Below are 20,904 nucleotides of genomic sequence, written 5' to 3'. Positions count from 1 at the left end.
TTTTTATGAAGAAATTGTCACAGGAATCCCATATAAACCACACACATACCGGTGGGGGTTTCAGTAGAATGGATGTTGTAAGCGCTTATGAGAAGGAGGGGGCATGAAACGAATATTGAGTTGTATCCTATTTTTGTGTTGGGCAACACAGGTAGAGGCGGAAGAACACTCGATTCCGTTGACTGAACCCATCGTCATTGAGTCGAATGAGCATGTGGATGGAGACGGAAAAACATATACGAGTTGTGGCCATCCCGCATTTATCATGCGTGGAACCGGTGCTGTTCTCGAACGTGTATCAGTACAACAATGTGAGAACGACGATGTACCAGCCATCCAAGTATCTGGTCTCGGACATCAACTGCTTGATGTGTCGATCGAGTCCGCTGGTACTGGACTATTGATTGAGGATAGTTATGGAGTTCGAGTCACACGAATGTCCATTGACGGGAATGGACAGGCGGATGGGATGGTGCTCCTTGATAGTGAGGCGACCGAACTGCGTGGAGTTGTAGTGAAGAGAGTGAGAGACGGGATATACATAGAGAATGGATCTCGGCACACAATCGTTCGACCGGTCGTTTCGCATTCACGCTACGGCATTCACTTGATGTTTCCGACTGATGTGGTGATTTCGGTGCCCGAACTCCATCATAATTTGACCGGTGCGATGATTATGGGAACGAATCGAGTCGTCTTAAAAAATGGGAATGTACACGACCAGTTCGGTGGAACGGCGACGGGGCTGATGCTCTATGAGGCAATCGATACGACCATCGAGATGACGAACGTATCTGGAAATCATATCGGCTTGTTCGCGGAGCAGTCAGTAGGAACGATTCTTGAACGGAATACGATTAACGGCAACGATATCGGCTTTCAATTCAAGCAAGCAACGGGGATGATGATTCTTCAAAATAACCTGTTAGGAAATCGTGAACCGGTGACGATGGTCGAGTCGCATGACAACGTTGTACAAGGAAATGTCTGGGGTGGGACGACGTTGGACCTAGATCGTGACGGGTATAGCGAAATCCCATTTCAAACCGAACCGTACTTGTTCTTATTAACTGATTCATATGAAGCGCTAGAATTATTATACGGGTCCCCGGGACTTCTCCTATTAGAAAACATTCTGAGAAGTCCGAACGATGTATCGTTGACGGACCTTTCACCGCAAACCTATACAGCAAGGTGGGAGTGGAGCGGTTCGATTTGGAATTTAGGGAGTATCATTTTACTTATTATCATTTGGATATTTGGGAGGAAACGACATGAAATCGTATAAACAAGTAGCAGGATTATTATCCATCGCAGGATTATCATTGGCACTCGGAGCATGTTCGAGTGCATCGGCAGAACCGTTTGAAATCAAATGGGGCGAAACAGAGTGTGAAGTGTGTAAAATGAAAGTCATGGATAAGCAGTTCGCAGCGGAAGCCATCATGGAAAATGAAAAAGGATATGCGTTTGATGACATCGGTTGTCTCATGCGTGATTGGTATCCTGAACAAAAAGAAGAAGATATTGCTGCGATGTACGTGAAAGATTTCAATACGAAAGAGTGGGTCGAATTAGACGAAGCGATGTTCGTGTACGACAAAGAGTCGAAAACACCAATGGCGTACAATATTCTCTCGTTCGCGAAAGAGGCTGATGCTGAAGCCTATATCGAAGAGAATGGTGGAGATATGATGGACTTCGAACAATTGAAAGACCATTCGTGGGAGCGCGGCGAGATGCACATGAAGATGGATGGCGAAGGCTCAATGGATCAAGATAGCGAAATGGACATGGATACAGAAGAAGAAGGGCAATAATCGATGTCACTGTGGCGAATGGAATGGGCGCGCAGTCTGAGACAGCGTGAGAACTATATATTCTTAGTTATATGGATTCTCACGCTCGTTCTACTCGGAGGACTCGGACAAGCACTACCTGTTGCTGCGGACTATACAAACGTAAGTGCAACGCTCATCACGGTGCTCGGTCTGTTACTTCCTCTTTTTATCTTATTGACGACAGCGCTTCATTGGGGACAGGAACAGGAATCGAAGCGATTGAATCTCCTCTCAACATTTACCTATCCTAAATGGAAGTTGATTTTAGTCCGATTCAGTTCATTTCTCGTGACACAAGGACTTATTCTGCTGTTGGCTTTCCTCGTTGCTTCGCTCGTTGTCGGACAATCAGGTAAGGCTTGGATGACTTTGTTTTCCTACGCGATTGGATTAACAATCTACGCGACAGCGCTCGGAACCTTGCTTGGACTAATCGCGCGCAAGCGGATTCGAGCGATGTTACTGGCCTTCCTCACATGGACGATCCTCGTGTTGCTTTGGCCAACGCTTCTCGTGACCATCGTTTCCTGGCTTCCTTACGGTATGCAAGTGAACGGCATGATTGTGGCGCTGTTTCTGAATGGATTTGATTTGATGCGTGTATGGGCCAGTACGATTGTATCCTCTTCAGATGTGTTTGGGGATGTCTATCTCCATCTGTTGAATTGGATGCATCGACCGATTGGATATGCTGGAGTCTGGTTGAGCTTGCTTACGGCAAGTGGTTTCTTGTTATCGCTTGCCTCGACGGTGATGTACGGAGGGAATCGTCATGATTAACTGTTTGGATGTAGGGAAAAAATACGGTGATTCGTGGTCACTCCATCCCATTCGTGAAGATATCGTCTCGGGGAAAATCGTGGCGTTGTGTGGAAGCAATGGTGCCGGAAAATCGACGCTGTTGAATCTGATGAATGGTACCATCAAACCGAGTACCGGCAACATTCAATTGAATGGTTATACGATCAAACAACGCGCGAAATATAATGAGAGTTTTGGCTATATGCCGGATGATTTCTATTTTGATGAGGCATGGACAGTTGAGGAGACATTCATCTACTACGCTACCTTGCAAGGGGCACATCCGACTCTGGATATTTTAAAACGAGTCGGTCTGTACGAGCATAAACGAAAGCGCGTCTCCGAACTCTCAAAAGGGATGCGGCAACGTCTCTTGTTGTCTCAAGCTCTTGTAAACGAACCAGACATCTTGTTGTTGGATGAACCGACGAACGGACTCGATCCGCTATGGATGCAAATGCTCAGCGAACTATTGCGACAAGAGGCCAAACGGGGGGCGACCATCGTGTTTTCAACGCATCAACTTGACGTCGCCGCCATGTTGGCAGATGAGGTCTGGATGATGCGAGCGGGTACTGTTTGTGGGAAGGTATATGTCCAAGAAGAACAAGCCGCATATGAACGACTAAGAGAATTCTTTTTCGAATCGAAAGATGACACTTGTCAAATGGACGCGGCTCGCACAAAATAATAGACAGTTGAAGTGGTGCTCGGAACCTTCCGACGCCACTATTTTTTTGGGGAGATGGAATGAATGAGAAAAAATGTGACGGTTGCCCTCTTATTGGCAACCTTTTTAGCGGCGATTGAAGGGACGGTCGTATCGGTTGCGACACCGGTCATCGCCAGTGAGTTGAACGGAGCGACGCTCGTCAGCTGGGTATTTGCCGCTTTCTTACTTTTTACAGCGGTTTCGACACCGATTTATGGAAAAGTGGCAGACTTATTCGGGCGAAAGCGCGTCCTGTTGTTTGGAATCGGGTTGTTCACCGTGTCTTCATTGTTATGTGGGTTAGCGACATCAATGGAACAACTCATTGTCTTTCGGGCGCTGCAAGGTCTCGGGGCCGGAGCCGTGCTTCCGATTTCGATGACGATTATTGGAGATTTATATAAATACGAAGAGCGTGGGAAAATTCAAGGAATTCTAAGTGCGGTCTGGGGTGTATCGGGTGTGCTTGGCCCCGTCATCGGTGGATTTTTGGTCGAAACGCTGTCTTGGCGTTACGTATTCTTATTAAACGTGCCATTTGCGTTACTCTCGTTCATCATGATTATCGTCTTTTACAAAGAAACCGTCGCTGAAACGAGCGAGCGGATTGATTTGAAAGGTGCTCTCTTGTTCGCTGGAGGAACGACCGCGTTTTTATACGCCTTGATCACGTTCAGTGAAACGAATGAATGGACGACGACCATCGTCGGGAGTGGCGTACTTAGTCTTGTTTTGTTAGGGGGATTCTTCCTATCGGAAAGAAGAGCAACCTCTCCTTTATTGCCGTTTGATTTGCTCAAGCAACCAACGATTGCGGCCATCAACGGCTCTGTCTTTTTTGCAGCTTGGGTGCTCGTTTCCATGTCAGCTTATATCCCAATTTGGGCGCAAGCCGTATTGGGAAAAACAGCAACCGAGGCTGGATTCATGTTAATGCCGTTGTCTGTTGCATGGACATTCACATCGATTATCGGAGGACGGACGCTCGGTGTGGCATCCCCGAGACGTCGCGCATTGGTTGGTATGGGATTACTCGTCATCGGAACCCTCACGTTGACACTCTTATCTCAATCAAGCTCGGATTTCTGGGTATATGGTGCGGTGGCTTTGATTGGGGTAGGATTCGGATTGTCACAGCCGATGTTTATCGTCGTCTTACAAACCGTCGTTTCCTATCAGCAACGAGGAACGGCGACTGCGACCAACTCCTTCTTAAGTACGGTCGGTCAAACGCTCGGTGTAGCAGTCTTTGGAGCCGTCTTTAACTTTGTCGTACTCAATGATTTTAAAGAAAGCAGCTCCTTATCCCAAGTGTCTTTGGAAGATTTCTTCAATCAAAGTGTGACGGAGACGTTAAGCGCGTCTGTCCGTCTGCAAGGTGAACAAATCATCGCGACCGGGTTGAATGGGATCTTCATCGGGGCGATGATTGCGGCCGTGATTGCATTCATCATCGCAACCCGTTTGCCGGCCCGCCCACCGGAACCTTCACAGCGTTCGTAAAACAAGGGTATGATGAAGGAAAGGGAGGCGAACCGACATGAAACGTCAAATTGGGATTGTGACACTATTGTTTCTTATGGGATGTACGCCAGAACCGACGAACGAAGGTACGGAGCCACCACCTGCTGAAGAATCGACTCGTGATGAGTCGGCAACATCTGAAGAATCGAATACCACTAAAGAGACGGAACTGAACATCGGGGAAGTGACCGCCGTCGCTGAGAATCTAGAGATCCCGTGGTCACTCGCTCGAAGTGCGGACAAATGGTTCGTATCGGAACGTGGTGGGACCATCACGGTAATCGATGATTCCGGTAGCGCGACGCAATCTGACGTGAACTTGGACGAAGACGTATTTGAGATTGGTGAAGGAGGATTCCTCGGCATCGCGCTGAGCGACGATTTTGAATCGAGTGGCATCCTTTACGCATATCATACGTACGGTTCATCGGGAAGAGACGTCAAGAACCGGGTGGTAGAGTTGACGTGGGATGGAGAACGCTTCGAGGAAACTGGTGTCTTGATTGACGAGATACCAGGGGCACGTTTCCATAACGGCGGACGTCTATTAGTCGATGGAGCGTATCTTTGGGTGACGACGGGCGATGCGCTCGTACCAGAACTTGCTCAAAACGAGTCATCTTTGGCGGGGAAGATTTTACGAATTCCATTATCGGGTGAAGGCGAACCGACCGACTGGATTTATTCGCTTGGTCATCGGAACCCTCAAGGACTCAGCCGGATGGATGATACGCTTTATGCGAGTGAGCATGGGGCGAGTGGACATGACGAGGTCAACGTGATAGAAGAAGGAAACAATTATGGATGGCCACTCATTGAGGCAAACGAGGAACGAGAAGGTCTTATCACGCCATGGTTTGAAGTTGGTGAGACGTCTTGGGCACCATCTGGAATTGCGACCGATGAACGGTACGTATACATGGCGACACTTCGGAATGAGCGGCTCGTGGCCATCGATCGTGAAACGAAGCAAGTCACGACAATTGTCGAAGGGGTAGGACGGATTCGTGATGTGTGGTTGAACGACGATACGTTGTATTTTATTTCGAACAATACGGACGGACGAGGCAATCCGCAATCGCAAGACGACAAACTCTATCAAGTGACCATCCGCTAGAAACTGACGAATCCGTCAGTTTCTATTTTTTTCGTTGTTTCTTCTGGAAGGAACGGTATAATTAAACATGTATTTTGGAAAAAGAAGGGGAATTTAGATGAATCATTCAAACTTGGTACATAAACGAGAAAATTTATACTTCTCATTATTAGTCGCAGCAAGCGTACTTGTCTTGATTTTAGGAATCGTACTGACGATTGCATCGTTCGGTCTTTTCTTGTGGATCATCGGGACGATCGTAGCACTCTCAATGTTTACGCACTGGATTCAGATCGGGTATATTCGGACGAACGGTGTCAAGGTGACGCCTCGTCAGTTCACCGAGCTTCATGAGCTGGTTCAACGCGTCGGGGCTGAGATGGGGATTCGTTTGTTGCCAGATGTGTATATCTTACAGGCCGGTGGTGTGTTAAATGCTTTCGCCACGCGATTCTTCCAAAAGAATATGGTCATCTTATATTCTGATGTCGTGGAATTGACACGTACTGGACAGACGAAAGAAGTCGAGTTTGTCATCGCACATGAATTGGCACATATTCGTCGGAACCACGTTCAAAAACAATGGGTTGTCTTACTTGGTAGCATCATTCCGTTTTTAGGATCAGCTTATTCGCGTGCATGTGAATATACGTGTGACCGAATGGCAGCGCATTATCTTCAAGACTTTGGAGCGGCGAAACAAGCGTTGACCGTACTTGCGATCGGGGGACCGCTCGCGAAAGAAGTGAATGAGTTTGACTATCTGTATGAAGCGAGCCGAGAGAACGGATTCATCGCGAAATATAGTGAACTGTTGTCGACGCATCCGACGTTACCGAAACGCATCGCAGCGATTGCGACACATGCGGGCGAAGAAAACGTACCGGTCTTTAAAACAGCGGGATATGTGAAAGCCTCTATCATTTCGATGATTCTATTGACTGTCATCGGAAACGGAGCAATCATCGCCTTGCTCGTCATGAACGATGATTTATCTGACCTTGTCGCATCGGCAATGAGCGAAGATCTCGAAGAGGATTGGGGAATGGAATTAGGTGAACCGATTCAAGAATTGACGTTCATGAATGCGAGTTATGAAGAAATTGAAGCGGAACTGGCAAATGTGACGGATGTGAACATTCAAGACGAATATGGCGAAACACCACTCCATAACTTGTTCTATAATGACGACATCGATCCTGAGACGGTCCTCCTCTTACTTGATCACGGTGCAGACGTGACCATCGAGAACGAAGAGGGGATGACACCGATTGATGTGGCACGAGAAATGGGACACGGACCACAACTCATTGATTTAATGGAATCCTATTAATAGTCGCTGAATCCTTGTTTCGAAAGAAATGAGGATTCTTTTTTATGATTCTTGCAAACGTTTGCATAACGCATGATATACTCATGGGGTAGGGGGGATGTCGGTGAATAGCATTCGGACAAAGTTAACAGGAATGATTGCATTAACCATCATCGTGCCAGTCATTATCGCGACATTCATTTCATTTTGGTATGTGGAGGATCGAGAACGTGAACGCGGTCTTGAAATGACGGAATGGTCGCTTGAACGGGGGACACGTCAGATGGAACGCTATATCTCTGACTTGAGTCGCTTGCCGACTAGCCTATACGCGGATCGTGACGTATTGGACATACTGGAATACGGACCGGGACTGTCGTTAAGAGAAACGGAGATTGAAGTGCGACGAGCGCTCCTCGCAATGTATTTGTCCCGGGAAGACGTGGCGCAAATTCAGCTGTTGATGCTTGAAGACATGGATTCATTCGCAGCGTATAAAATGAAAGTATCACCGCGTTCCAAAAAAGAACCGAGCGCTGTCCAACGACAGTTGTTGAATAATCCGAAAAGTCGCATCCTACTTGAAGCATCACATCCGCTCATCCCGTATCATGATTTCGGACCAATCATGACACAAGAAGATGTCGTCACCCTCCATTTCAGACTCGATAAAATTGAAACGGACGAACCGCTCGCGATTCTGTCGCTCGATATCCCGGAAGATCTGTTCATCGGACAGTTGGCTTCTCTTCAAAATAGTCCGGAGGAAAGTCTTTGGTTCGTTGGTGAGGACAATCGTGTGTTCGCCCATCTTGGAGATGGCGAGATTCCCTCGTCGTTTCAACCGAGATCGCTCTCGACCGATGGAAACCATCATCAAATCACGAGAACGTTTGAGTTCGACCATCAGCAATTCTATGTCGGGAAGTCGATTCCAGATCAGCTCTTGACCGAGCCGGCTTCACGAACATCGTTCATTATTTTGTTAGTCGGAATCATCTCACTCATTCTGGCATTGATTGGCGCCACGTACGCCTCGATGAAACTGACGACTCCGATTAAAACGTTGACCTCGAACATTTGGCGAATTGAGCAAGGCGATATGACGGTCTCGTTCGATTCCCTCGGAAATGATGAGTTCGGCGTACTCGGGAGACAGTTCAAGCGGATGATTGAGCGAATCGACGATCTGATTCAACGGGAGTATAAGCTTGCCTTAGAGAACCGAACGAATGAACTACGTGCCTTACAGGCGCAAACTAATCCGCACTTCTTATTCAATGCGTTACAGTCGATCGGCACACTGGCTTTAAAGGGAGATGGCAAAACAGTCTATCGATTGATCACACAACTCTCTTCGATGATGCGATATACGATGCATCCAGAAGAGTCGATGGTCACGCTAAAGAAAGAAATCGAGCATTTGAACTCATACATTCGCCTGCAAGACGTTCGTTTTCCAAATCAGTTTCAAGTGAGCGTCTCAGTCCCTGAGGACCTCCATGAACTGATTGTTCCAAAGATGATTTTACAGCCGCTCGCAGAGAACTTTTTCAAACATGGGTTCGAGCGAGACGGCTCGGCTTTAGCGAATCGATTTGACGTGATGGTCTGGATGGAAGGGGCGACACTCGTGATTCGCTGTGAGAACAGCGGACGTTCCTTGACGACGGAAGAATGGGAACGGGTCATGTCACGTATTGAACAAGGGGACTCGACATTTTATGACACAGAGGGCACAGGATTACGAAACATTCGTGATCGACTCATGTTAAACTATAATCGGGAGGCAGAATTTATGTTGGCTACACCTGAAACAGGCGGTTTTCGAATCATGATGCGTTTCCCGGCAACGGATGAAGGGGTGGCATCATGACGAAAGTGTTGATTGTAGATGATGAATCTCCAGTAAGGGAAGCGGTAAAATTACTCGGCGAATGGGAACGGTTCGGTGTGAAGGCCGTACTCGAGGCGAAGAACGGACTTGAGGCAAAGGCGCTCATCGAGCAGGAGCGACCGGCTTTAATTCTATCGGATATTCAAATGCCACATTGTGATGGAATCGAGCTGATGGAGTGGGTACACGACCACGCTTCATCCTCTAAGCTCGTTGTGTTGACAGGTTACGATGAATATTCGTACATGCGCCGGGCCATCCAGTACGGGAGCTTTGATTATCTGTTGAAGCCGATCGACCCGGATGTACTAAACGATACGTTGTCACGGGCGTTAGCGGGCGTGATGACGGATTCGAGTGAGGATCCGATTGCCCAAATTGGTACGTACATTGAACAGCACTTTGCGGAAGAGCTGAGTTTGCAAGGAATGAGTGAACGGTTTTACTTAAGTCGGGAGTATATCTCACGACGATTTAAACAACAATATGGCGTGAATCTATCTGAGTACGTGTTGACAATTCGGATGAATGAAGCAAAGCGCCTGTTAGAAACGAGTAGACAGCGTATCTATGAAGTCGCCCAAGCAGTCGGCTTTTCGGACGACAAATATTTCCGAAAGGTCTTTAAAAAACAAGTCGGTGTTACTCCGAACGAATTTCGGGAACAAGTTCAACGACAAGCTTAAAGGAGGAATTCAAACATGAGTGTACACATTGGAGCTCAAGAAGGACAAATTGCAGAAACGGTATTACTTCCAGGGGATCCGCTTCGCGCCAAGTATATCGCGGAAACGTTTTTAGAAGACGTCGAATTATATAACGAAGTTCGTGGCATGTACGGCTTCACGGGAACATACAAAGGAAAACGCATCTCAGTGCAAGGTACAGGGATGGGTGTCCCATCGATGTCGATTTACGTGAATGAACTCATCATGTCGTACGGTGCTAAAAACTTGATCCGTGTCGGAACAGCGGGCGGAATTCAAGAAGATGTTAAAGTACGTGACGTTGTTATCGCGATGAGCGCATCAAGTGAAATGGGACAAAACCGTGTTCGTTTCAACGGAATGGACTATGCGCCAACAGCGACGTTCGACCTCCTACATCGTGCGTATATGAATGCAGAAAAAGCAGGTATCCCGGTCAAAGTCGGACAAATCTTCACGGCTGACCAATTCTATCAAGATGATTTCCATCACTTCAAGAAATGGGCGGACTTCGGTTGCCTCGCGATCGAGATGGAAGCAGCAGGTCTTTACACGCTTGCAGCGAAACATAAAGTGAACGCGTTGACGATCCTCACGATCTCTGACCACTTGTTGACGGGTGAAGAGACGACTTCAGAAGAGCGTCAGTCGACGTTTGATGAAATGATTCGTGTCGCTCTCGACACAGCCGTCGAAGTAACAAACTAAGCGATTTTCCCTATAGCCTTTGGCTGTAGGGATTTTTTGTGTCTAAACCTATTCATCCCTATGAAACGGGTGGAGCTCCAGCTAGACTAAGAATAAGATCACGGGAAAGAGGAATTGTCCGATGAAAACTCCATCACGTTTTATATTATATGCAATCGTATTCTTTGCCTTTTTTGATTTATTCGCCCAACTTCCGATCATGAGCACATTTGCGGTATCCGTTGGGGCATCCTCGTTTATCGCTGGCTTTTCCATTGCAATCTATTCGTTGACGAACACGTTTGGAAATATGTTATCTGGTATATGGACTGACAGAAATGGTCCATATCGGGTTTTGGTTCTCGGCTTGTTTCTGACGAGCTTCAGTTTATTGGCTTATCAGTTCGTCGACTCAGCATTTATGTTGCTGTTTGTACGGTGTATTCATGGCTTTATGGCCGGACTCATCGTCCCGGCTGCATTTACGCTGTCGGCGAACGTCACCGCGATGAACCGTCAAGGTAAGAAAGTCGCCATTACCGGTAGTTTCGTCGGGTTAGCTGCCATTATCGGTCCAGCATTCAGCGGTATCGTCGCAAGCATCACATCGCCACCAACTGTCTTTTTATTCGTCTCTTTATTCGGTTGGGTGATTCTCATCGTGACGATTGTGACAATGCGAGGAAGTCAAACGGTCGAGACAATAATAGAAAAAGAGAGGACACGGGAAAAACCGGATCCGAAAGTGCTTCGTGCCTATTGGGGCGCTTTTTTCCTCATGTTTTCTCAAGGGGCGCTCGCCTTTTTACTGCCGCTCCATGTGCAGGAACTTGGATATGATTCACGATTGAGCGGGACATTGCTCAGTATGTTCGGCGTGGTAGCCGTCCTGTTCTTTTTATTGCCGACGAACCGATTGTTTGATCGATTCTCTCCGACAAAGTTGACCGCACTTGGGGTGGCTATCATCGGGATAAGCCAGGTGTTAATTGGACAATCGGGTGTACAAACTAGCCTATATGGGGTACTTGCCTTATATGGTGTCGGGTTTGCCATTTTATTCCCGGCCATTAATACGTTGTTGATCCAATCGACCTCTCCACAAAATCGAGGGAAAGCATACGGGGCGTTTTATGCCTTTTTCTCTCTCGGAACGGTAGCGGGGTCATCATTCTTAAGTGTTCTTCCACTCTCGATCGTCCAGCAGTTCACACTGACCGGCTTGATTTTAGGGAGCGCAAGCCTGCTCTTTCTGATCAGCGCGCGAAAAAGAGTACGGATGTTTTGACACGAGGGAAGCAATCGCTTACTATATGATTAAGCGTTTAAACATTTAAACGCTTTGTATTATAGTAGGTTGATGAAAGCGTTTTTTTAGATTCGCGTTTCACACGATGATAAAATGAGATAAATGTGATGAATCATAAGGAGGAAAGTTCATGCTGGCACCGATTGAGCAGTTGACGATTGACGAGCTAGTCCAGAAACAGCGCCGCTTCTTTAAAACACAGGCGACAAAATCGATGGCATTTCGTTTGAGCATGCTGACGTTTTTAAAGGAGTCCATTAAGCATTATGAAGCGGATTTGCTAGAGGCGCTTCGCGAAGATTTGAACAAGTCCGAATTGGATGCGTATACGACGGAAATCGGATTTATTTACGATGAAATTTCACGAACGACGCGTGAATTGAAGCGGTGGATGCGTCCGAAGCGTGTCCGTGGGACGGCGATTCATCTTGGGATGAAGAGTGAGATTCAATATGAGCCGTACGGCACGGTGTTGATCATCGCTCCATGGAATTATCCATTCCAATTGGCTGTTGCTCCGCTCATTGGTGCGATTGCCGCAGGGAATACAGCTGTTGTCAAACCTTCAGAATTGACGCCGAATGTTGCGCGTGTCCTGACGCAGGTGCTCGAGCGTGCCTTCACCGATCGATATGTGGCAAGTGTCGAAGGGGATAAAGATACAGCGCAAGAGCTGTTGGCACAAAAATGGGATTACATCTTCTTCACGGGATCGACGCAAGTCGGGCGAATCGTCAATCAGGCGGCAGCGAAGCATCTGACGCCAGTCACGCTCGAACTAGGTGGGAAATCACCAGTCATCGTTCACGGAGATGCGAACGTCTCCATTGCGGCAAAACGTGTCGCCTGGGGTAAATGGATGAACGCCGGTCAAACATGTGTCGCACCAGACTATGTGCTCGTCCACGAATCGCAACAAGAAGCATTTTTAGAAGCGATTAAACAAGAAGCGTTTGCGATGTTTGGGAATGGTGTCGGCACGAAACGATACACGCGCATCGTCAATGAATCACACTTCGACCGTTTGGCTCACTATTTGACAGAAGGTGACCTTGTGTTCGGTGGAGAGATGAACCGGGATGAGCTTAAAATTGCGCCGACCGTCATGACGAATCTTCATGAAGATGCTGATGTGATGAAAGATGAGATTTTCGGTCCGATTTTACCAGTCATTCCATATCGTCAATTGGATGAAGTGATCGAGTTCATCTCAGACCGACCACACCCATTGGCGCTCTATCTCTTTACAGAGTCAAAGGACGTGGAAAGAACCGTCATGAAGCACCTTTCCTTCGGTGGCGGGTGTGTGAACGATGTCATCATGCATTTGACGAACCCAAATCTACCGTTTGGTGGAGTGGGCGAGAGCGGAATGGGGGCCTATCATGGGCGAACGAGTTTTGAGACATTCAGCCACGCGAAGTCTATTTTAAGAAATACGACAAAATTTGATTTACCAGTCCGGTATCCGAACTTCAAACCGGCTGAACAATTGATTCGACTGATTCAACGATGAATCGATGTAAAGATTCGGGGTCATACCCGAATCTTTTTATTTTCAAAAGATTGTTTGAAATGTCACATACTTTTATGATACTCCCTGTCACACTCCTGTATAATAAAGTCATAAATGGAACGGACGAATGAAACGTGGAGGGAGCACCGACCTATGTCAATGCAATGTGGAACGACCCAACCGAACAGTTTTGTATTCTCAGATGAAACGAAACAGCTGTTACTCGAAATGATGACGCTTCAACATCATCCAAAAGCGAGTATCGTGTGTTGGGAAGGTGAGAAGTGTGATAAGTTCTTTTATTTGAAGAGTGGATCTGTCAAATTCACGAAAATCACGAAAAAGGGAAATCCACTCGTCATGTTCATGTATGGATCGGATGATTTCTTTGGTGAGTTTGACATCGTGGAGACATTCCCTAGTTCGTATAGCATCGAAACGACTGAAGAGAGTACCATCGGGACGATTTCAAAACGAGAGTTAGAATCGCTCATGCAGCGCGATATCCGTTTTGCCGGAGAAATCTTGCGCTGGACATCAATGATGCGTAAGCATTCCGAAATGAAAGTGCGCGACTTATTGTTGTATGGAAAACCTGGTGCATTGGCTTCGACGTTACTTCGAATGGCCGCGATGCATGGAGTGGAGGAAGAAGGTGCAATCGTGATTCCTCGTCATCCGTCTGACGGAGAACTCGGACAACTGATTGGAGCACCGCGTGAGACGGTGAACCGATTGATCAGTCAGTGGCGAAAAGAAGGAGTCATCAGCACAACAACGAAATCAATCATCATTCGCGATGTCGACTTTTTAAAAGAGTTATGCCATTGCGAAGGCTGCCCGGCAGGAATATGTCGTTTGTAAACCGCCCCATGTGGAGGCGGTTTTTTTGTGGATTGGTTTTGTACAAATGTGAACTTTATGTGTTGAAACTACGCAAAATTGATGTGATTGTCACTTTTGGAGTGATAAATATCACATATTATCACCAGAGCGATTGCATACAATAAAGGTGGAAAAACAAGCGAAAGGGGTCTTACACGTGGAACATAAAGATGGACAAGAACCGAATTTAAAAGGAACGTTCACATCGGTCATGATCGTGGCGGGTGTCATCATCGCCATGTGGTCATCAGTCTTTTACTTATTCGTCACTCGATAAGAATTCAGGGAGGAGGGTCTCATCATGCATATTCATAAACTAGAAAAATATTGGCTTACATTCGGCATCATTCTACTCGCAGTCTTCCTGACTGTTCTCGGGGTATCCGCATTCGCGGCAGGTAATCAACCCGCATCGGATGCAGACTTGATTGACCCGGCAAAAGTAAATCAGACGGCTCCGTTCGACAAACCAGGACTTCATCAAATTGGTGAAAATGAATACGAGCTCGTCATGATCGCACAAGCGTTTACGTTCACACCAGGGAATGTTGAAATTCCAAAAGGGGCAAAAGTGACGTTCCTCGTGACATCACCTGACGTCGTCCACGGATTTCAGTTGACGGGTACGCCGGTCAACATGATGATCGTCCCGGGACATATCAACTCGTTGACGTACACATTCGAGGAAGCTGGCGAATTTTTAATCTTGTGTAACGAATATTGCGGTACAGGGCATCACATGATGTCGACTAAAATCAAGGTGGTGGAATAAATGAATGACGTATCATCTAAACTGAAGCAATGGGAGATGGAGCGCGGCGTACCGGTTCCAAGTATCGGAGCAAAAGAGGCGCGTCTTGCCTACGGACATGTTCTCGTATCCGTTCTCGCCATCTTGATTGGGGCGCTAGCTGGATTGACTCAGACATTGATTCGGACGGGTGTCATTCCTGAAATTTTTGGATACTATCAACTTCTGACTGCGCACGGGATCATGCTTGGAATCGTCTTTACGACGATGTTCATTATCGGTCTTTTATATGCCTTATTGGCGAAGTCGTTCGGTCGTTTTGAATCGTTCCCGACACGTGTCGCTTGGCTCGGTTTTTGGACGATGATCATCGGTGCTGTCATGGTAACCGTCATGATTTTGGCCAATAAAGGGACGGTCTTATATACGTTTTATGCGCCGCTCATGGCAGATCCGCTCTTCTATGTCGGACTCGTGTTATTCGTAGTCGGGACATGGTTGTCGTCTTTCGCGATGTTCCGCATGTATGCGGATTACAAGCGTGACAACCCTGGTATTCATCCACCACTTCCGGCGTATATGAGTATCATGACGATGCTTCTTTGGGACATTGCGACACTTGGTGTTGCAGCAACGATTTTATTCCAACTACTTCCGCTCTCGTTAGGGTGGACGGATACAGTCGGAATCGAGTTATCTCGTACATTGTTCTGGTACTTCGGTCACCCGCTCGTTTATTTCTGGCTCATGCCGGCATACATCGTGTGGTATACGGTCGTACCGAAAGTGATTGGTGGGAAGATCTTCTCGGATGCGTTGGCGCGGATGGCGTTCTTGCTGTTCTTACTCTTCTCATTCCCGGTCGGTTTCCACCATCAGTTGACAGAGCCAGGGATTGAACCGTTCTGGAAATTCGTTCAAGTCATCTTGACGTTCTTAGTCGTCATCCCATCATTTATGACAGCATTCTCGCTCTTTGCGACGTTTGAACTTCGTGGTCGTGCCCTTGGCGCGAAAGGACTGTTCGGATGGGTGAAGAAAATGCCATATGGCGATGTTCGCTTCCTTGCTCCTTTCGTTGGGATGTTGTTCTTCATCCCGGCTGGCGCAGGTGGAATCATCAACGCTTCGCACCAATTGAATGCAATGGTCCACAATACGCTTTGGGTCACAGGACACTTCCACATCACAGTAGGTACTGCCGTCGCCTTAACCTTCTTCGGAACAGCGTACTGGCTCGTCCCAGTCCTACGCGGTCGCACGTTGACGAAGGCGATGAACAAGCTTGGATTGATTCAAGCAGGAACATGGGCGTTCGGTATGGCGATCATGTCCTATGCAATGCATATCTCAGGATTGAACGGGAATCCACGTCGTACGGGTCCGGCAACTTATTTCTCAGATGCATTGACGCGTGAATGGATCCCATATCATGTCATGATGGCAATCGGGGGAACGATTTTGTTCATCTCTGTTCTCATCTTCGTCTACTCGATGTTCAACTTGTCATTCCTCGCTCCAAAAGGCGAAGAAGAATTCCCGCTCGCTGAAACAGAAGAGGCGGCGATGGATACACCGCGTTACTTCGAGAATTGGAAGCTATGGATTACCGTGACATTTGTCTTGATCGCATTTGCATACACCGTTCCAATCTGGCACTTGATTGAGAGTGCGCCTCCAGGAGCGCGTGGTTGGGTACTCTGGTAAACTGAAGTCAGCTCATTCGTGAGCTGACTTCTTTTGTGTGAGGAGGAACGATATGAACATATTAGACGTCATCCGTGCGGCGCGTTCGATGCACTCAGAGAATCGACCGTTTGTGGTAGCGATTGATGGACTGAGCGGAGCGGGCAAGACGACGCTCGTCTCACATTTAAGCAATGAGCCGAGTATTTACGTTCTTCACATCGATGACTATATCGTTGAACGGGACAGACGCTATGAGACCGGACAGCCTGAACCGGTGGAGTATTACGCACTTCAATGGGACGTCTCGCGCTTAGAACGTGAACTGTTTCGTCCATTGAGGAATGGGATGACGGAATTGACGTTACCTCGTTACGTGTATGAGCGAGATATCATCGCAGAAGAGATCGTGGACGTATCATTTGCGCATACGGTTGTCGTAGAAGGGATTTTTCTACAACGTCCTGAATGGCGTTCTTATTTCGACTATGTGATTTATCTCGACTGTCCCCGAAAAGTTCGGTACGAGCGAGTATTGAACCGGGATACATACCTCGGTGATCCGACAGCACGGCTTGAGAAATACAAGCGCCGGTACTGGCCTGGGGAAGATTTGTATCTTCGGGACGTCGACCCGAAAAGAGGGGCAGATAGCGTGCTCTGACTGAACGTTTTAACATCTGACGCACGTGTCAGATGTTTTTTGTTTGGAGAAAATTTGAAAAAATGATTGACGTCTTAGTGTATTACGCTAATAATACAGTTAGAAAGTGTATTAACCATGTCATACACTTAGAAAGGTGATGAACATGCAATTCAATACGAGGACACCAGTTTACCTACAAGTCGTCGACTACTTCAAGAAGAAGATGGCACTCGGTAAACTGAAAGCCGGGGATGAAATGCCATCCCGGCGAGAACTAGCGAACGATTTAAAAATTAATCCGAACACCGTTCAAAAAGCGTTCAAAGAAATGGAGGACCAACAATTGATTACGACCGAACGAAATCGACCGAGTCGTGTAACGACAGATGGTACGGTATTGGCACAAATCCGCTCTGAGATTGTAGATGACGCGGTCGCGGTATTTGTGGAAGCGATTCAAGAACTCGACGTCTCGGTAGACGAGCTGGTCGATAAGATTAAACGACAGTACAAGGAGGGGACGTACGATGATCGAAGTGTTGGGAGTTAAAAAGCGCTATCGCCGGAAACAAGTTATTGAAGACGTTTCGTTCACAGCGAATAAAGGGGAAATCACGTGCCTGATCGGGCTGAACGGGACGGGGAAATCAACGTTATTGAAAGGCATCATGGGATTGACACCTTTCGATAAAGGTTCGGTATTGATTGATGGAAAACCAATTGATTTGAATCGTGTCGCCTTTGTCGCCGACCATGCGATGTTCCCAATTCATTTCACGATTGAGCAATGTGAAGCGTTTATGAAAGATTTCTATCCGACATTTGATTCGGCATTATTTGCTCGTCTCGTCGAAGATTTTAAATTATTCCCGGAAGATAAGTTGAGCGAGTTATCGAAAGGGACGCTCGCCAAAGCGAATCTTGCGCTCGGCATTGCCCAAGACCCGGATTATCTATTGCTCGATGAGCCGTTCTCAGGAATCGATGTCTTTTCGAAAGAACAGATTGTTGAACTGTTCTCAAGTGAAATCATGGAGAACCGGGGCGTCCTCATTACGACACATGAAATAGAGGATATCGAGTACTTGATCGACAAGGCAGTCATGTTGAATAACGGACGCATCGTTCGAGAGTTTGACGTCGAGGATGTCCGTTTTATTCACGGGAAGTCGATCGTCGATGTGATGAGAGAGGAGTACGGGGCATGAATCTATTGAAACTATTGAGTTGGGAAGTTGAACGTGTCACGAAACCGTTCTTGACATTAGTCGCAGGTCTTATCGTTATACAGTTTGGATATCTCGGTTACTTTTTATGGGACGAAACAAACTTTTATGAACAGTTGCGACGTGAAGGAAATGCGGACTATCAACTATCATTTTTAAATTACTTAAATGGCACTCCTTATCTTTTATCACTCGGAATTGCCGTTGCTGCCGTGTTGCTGTACAGCGTATGGATCTGGTATCGCGATTTTCAAGGACGAGGGACGTTCATGATGCGACTGCTCACGATGCCACAAAAACGGATGACATTGTTCTTCGCTAAACTCGCTACCATTTTAATGATGACGTTAGGGTTATTTGCCATCGAATGGATTGCCCTCAAATTGCAGTACATAGCGTTCACGAGTTGGTTTGATGGAAAGATGATACCCATGGGAGGCTCATTCGAGCAAGCTATTTCCTACCATGGGATGTTAATGGTTATGTATCCTTCTTCACTCATCAACTTCATCATTCATCAATTGATAATCACGATTGCTGTGCTCTTCATCTTCGCATTCGTGTTGATTGAACGGAGTTTATGGCAACGGACGATGTGGTCACCGGTACTTAGCTTGTCAATCCTAGTTGTCATCTTGACCATTCCAATTTTAGGATACGCGTTCCTGTCAAATCGACTGATTTATGATGAGACGATCGTGTACGTCGGTATGGTATTGGTCGTATGGACAAGTGTGACGATTTGGCTAGGTCGAAGATTTTTACAGACGAAACTGAATGTGTGAGGTGAGAAAATGAAACGAATGTGGAATGTGGCCGCGCTCGGTGCGGCCATCGTGATTGGGCTTGGGACGTTTGCCGTTGATGCGACGGAACCGAAAGCAGAATGGGCGTTAGACATCAGTTCGAATCCATCAGTGTGGGAAGACGCAGTGGTAGAGATTGGTTATAGCACAGAGGATGATGTTGAACAGCGGTTTGAAGTGACGACTGAAGAGAGTCACATCACGTCAAACTTGAACTATATAGCTGAGGGACTGCGATATCGGGAACGTTTGAATGGAGATGCGCGTTCCGTTCATAGAATCATGAATGGATGGACGTATGCCCAATCGATTCGAACAGAAGACGGATATATCGGGGTCGGTCAGGATGGGATGAAAGAGCTCATCGTGTTTAAACAAGAAGATGGAGAAAAGTTATCGACCTTTTCATTCGATGCCAGTGATTCAAAAATATACGACATCGTGAACGGGGTGTGGGCAGGCGCATTTCTGAATAATGGCCAGTTAAACTTAATCTATCGAGATGGGTATGACGGTGAAGAAAAAACAATGCTCGCCACGTTTAATGGAGCGATGAATGAGGTGACCGTCAAAGAATTGAGCATGGATATAGGATTTATCACCCATGTCATCAATACGAATCGATTTTACGTTACCGATTTATTTTCACAGACGACAGAAACACGGTACATCCCTGTCGGTGTCAGCTCGTACGAAGTAATCCGAGAAGGGGAAGAGGAAATCAATGTTGAGGATCCGAATCCAGGACTCTTCGCTTACGATACAAAAACGAGGAAAGTTGTTCAATTGGCTGAAGGTCAGGAATTTTGGGATTATACAGTGTCAGGTCACAACCTGTTCGCCTTAAATGAGGACGGCGAGGAAGTCGTTATCGACTTGAACACCGGGAAACAAACGACCCGGGAAGTTCTCGATTCGGTGGATCAAGCGTTCTATGCGAATGGCCGTCTGTACCAAACGCGCCAAGCGAAAGACGGTGTTGTCATCGATGTATACGAGGATGGGAAACAAATCTCGAGTGCGGCAATCACGCCTGAAAATGAAGAAGCGCGTGATATGCTCAAACAGATTGACGTATATGTCAGATAAAAATATGAAAAGATGGGGTTCATCCAAAACGTAGGTCATCATTATTATGAATGATGATTGCTACGATAACGTTATAACGGTGAAAATGACTCATCTACTGCCTAAGCGGACATAGTTGTCCGTTTTTTTGTTTTGTACAACTCTAAATATAGACATATGTCTTGCCCCTTAGAACATCTTTTTCGGGCTTACATTCCAAATTTCAGTATGTTAATTTGCGAGTGAATGGGAGGTTATATAAATGAAAAATTCGACTAAAGAGTGGATTTATATCCTGCTCCTCGCAGCCATTACTGTTATACACTTTTTTGTGGATGGCTTGTCTGAGAATAGTAAAGCGGTTATAACCATTGCAATTTTTCTAATCGCTGTAGTGCTTAAGTTTGTAGTAAAAACGAAGGAGGAGAATTAAC

22 protein-coding genes are annotated in these 20,904 nt (G+C 46.7%); all 22 read left to right on the top strand.

Annotated features, from left to right (window positions below):
- The first annotated feature begins 103 nt into the window (after positions 1-103).
- Complete coding sequence (locus F3H97_RS12775) at positions 104-1,288, top strand: right-handed parallel beta-helix repeat-containing protein (RefSeq protein ID WP_196431580.1); 1,185 nt, start codon at positions 104-106, stop codon at positions 1,286-1,288.
- Complete coding sequence (locus tag F3H97_RS12770) at positions 1,275-1,820, top strand: nitrous oxide reductase accessory protein NosL (protein ID WP_196431579.1); 546 nt, start codon at positions 1,275-1,277, stop codon at positions 1,818-1,820. The genes F3H97_RS12775 and F3H97_RS12770 overlap by 14 nt, the downstream gene beginning before the upstream one ends.
- Positions 1,821-1,823: 3 nt before the next feature.
- Entirely contained in the window at positions 1,824-2,621 is a 798-nt protein-coding gene (locus F3H97_RS12765; RefSeq protein WP_196431578.1) for an ABC-2 transporter permease, read from the top strand.
- Positions 2,614-3,333: an ABC transporter ATP-binding protein gene (locus tag F3H97_RS12760; RefSeq protein ID WP_196431577.1), complete on the top strand. Its 720-nt coding sequence runs from the start codon at positions 2,614-2,616 to the stop codon at positions 3,331-3,333. The genes F3H97_RS12765 and F3H97_RS12760 overlap by 8 nt, the downstream gene beginning before the upstream one ends.
- 63 nt (positions 3,334-3,396) lie before the next feature.
- Positions 3,397-4,857: an MDR family MFS transporter gene (locus F3H97_RS12755; RefSeq protein WP_196431576.1), complete on the top strand. Its 1,461-nt coding sequence runs from the start codon at positions 3,397-3,399 to the stop codon at positions 4,855-4,857.
- A 37-nt stretch (positions 4,858-4,894) separates the two neighbouring features.
- Positions 4,895-5,995, top strand: coding sequence for a PQQ-dependent sugar dehydrogenase (locus F3H97_RS12750; RefSeq protein ID WP_074037754.1), 1,101 nt, complete (start codon positions 4,895-4,897; stop codon positions 5,993-5,995).
- A gap of 97 nt (positions 5,996-6,092) precedes the next feature.
- Positions 6,093-7,307 carry a M48 family metallopeptidase gene (locus F3H97_RS12745; RefSeq protein ID WP_196431575.1) on the top strand — a complete coding sequence of 405 codons (1,215 nt, stop codon included), beginning with the start codon at positions 6,093-6,095 and terminating at the stop codon, positions 7,305-7,307.
- A gap of 97 nt (positions 7,308-7,404) precedes the next feature.
- The gene (locus F3H97_RS12740) at positions 7,405-9,162 is read left to right on the top strand and encodes a sensor histidine kinase (protein WP_196431574.1); all 1,758 of its coding nucleotides are present in this window, start codon (positions 7,405-7,407) and stop codon (positions 9,160-9,162) included.
- Positions 9,159-9,869, top strand: a complete 711-nt coding sequence (locus tag F3H97_RS12735) for a response regulator transcription factor (protein WP_196431573.1) — start codon at positions 9,159-9,161, stop codon at positions 9,867-9,869. The genes F3H97_RS12740 and F3H97_RS12735 overlap by 4 nt, the downstream gene beginning before the upstream one ends.
- 15 nt (positions 9,870-9,884) lie before the next feature.
- Positions 9,885-10,598 carry a purine-nucleoside phosphorylase gene (gene deoD, locus F3H97_RS12730; RefSeq protein WP_015880817.1) on the top strand — a complete coding sequence of 238 codons (714 nt, stop codon included), beginning with the start codon at positions 9,885-9,887 and terminating at the stop codon, positions 10,596-10,598.
- A gap of 121 nt (positions 10,599-10,719) precedes the next feature.
- Complete coding sequence (locus F3H97_RS12725; RefSeq protein ID WP_196431572.1) at positions 10,720-11,865, top strand: MFS transporter; 1,146 nt, start codon at positions 10,720-10,722, stop codon at positions 11,863-11,865.
- 151 nt (positions 11,866-12,016) lie between these two features.
- Complete coding sequence (locus F3H97_RS12720) at positions 12,017-13,402, top strand: aldehyde dehydrogenase (RefSeq protein ID WP_196431571.1); 1,386 nt, start codon at positions 12,017-12,019, stop codon at positions 13,400-13,402.
- Between the two features lie 153 nt (positions 13,403-13,555).
- Complete coding sequence (locus tag F3H97_RS12715) at positions 13,556-14,266, top strand: Crp/Fnr family transcriptional regulator (RefSeq protein ID WP_196431570.1); 711 nt, start codon at positions 13,556-13,558, stop codon at positions 14,264-14,266.
- Between the two features lie 178 nt (positions 14,267-14,444).
- Complete coding sequence (locus F3H97_RS12710; protein ID WP_224863290.1) at positions 14,445-14,564, top strand: cytochrome c oxidase subunit 2A; 120 nt, start codon at positions 14,445-14,447, stop codon at positions 14,562-14,564.
- Positions 14,565-14,588: 24 nt separating this feature from the next.
- Positions 14,589-15,059, top strand: coding sequence for a cytochrome c oxidase subunit II (locus F3H97_RS12705; RefSeq protein WP_015880821.1), 471 nt, complete (start codon positions 14,589-14,591; stop codon positions 15,057-15,059).
- The gene (locus F3H97_RS12700; protein WP_074037747.1) at positions 15,060-16,745 is read left to right on the top strand and encodes a b(o/a)3-type cytochrome-c oxidase subunit 1; all 1,686 of its coding nucleotides are present in this window, start codon (positions 15,060-15,062) and stop codon (positions 16,743-16,745) included.
- Positions 16,746-16,797: 52 nt separating this feature from the next.
- Positions 16,798-17,388 (top strand): kinase, encoded by a 591-nt coding sequence (locus tag F3H97_RS12695; protein ID WP_196431569.1) that lies wholly within the window; start codon positions 16,798-16,800, stop codon positions 17,386-17,388.
- A 139-nt stretch (positions 17,389-17,527) separates the two neighbouring features.
- Entirely contained in the window at positions 17,528-17,920 is a 393-nt protein-coding gene (locus F3H97_RS12690; RefSeq protein ID WP_074037745.1) for a GntR family transcriptional regulator, read from the top strand.
- On the top strand, positions 17,898-18,578 hold the full coding sequence (locus tag F3H97_RS12685) for an ATP-binding cassette domain-containing protein (protein WP_015880825.1): 681 nt from the start codon (positions 17,898-17,900) through the stop codon (positions 18,576-18,578). Before F3H97_RS12690 ends, F3H97_RS12685 begins: the two co-directional genes overlap by 23 nt.
- Positions 18,575-19,381: a hypothetical protein gene (locus F3H97_RS12680; protein ID WP_196431568.1), complete on the top strand. Its 807-nt coding sequence runs from the start codon at positions 18,575-18,577 to the stop codon at positions 19,379-19,381. The genes F3H97_RS12685 and F3H97_RS12680 overlap by 4 nt, the downstream gene beginning before the upstream one ends.
- Before the next feature lie 9 nt (positions 19,382-19,390).
- Positions 19,391-20,491, top strand: a complete 1,101-nt coding sequence (locus F3H97_RS12675) for a hypothetical protein (RefSeq protein ID WP_196431567.1) — start codon at positions 19,391-19,393, stop codon at positions 20,489-20,491.
- Positions 20,492-20,732: 241 nt separating this feature from the next.
- Entirely contained in the window at positions 20,733-20,903 is a 171-nt protein-coding gene (locus F3H97_RS12670) for a hypothetical protein (protein ID WP_196431566.1), read from the top strand.
- Position 20,904: the final 1 nt, after the last annotated feature.

This window comes from Exiguobacterium sp. SRB7LM (genome assembly GCF_015712685.1).
Lineage (GTDB): Bacteria > Bacillota > Bacilli > Exiguobacteriales > Exiguobacteriaceae > Exiguobacterium > Exiguobacterium profundum.
The sequence above is the reverse complement of the archived record's forward strand: the minus strand, read 5'-3'. Positions and strand labels throughout refer to the sequence as shown.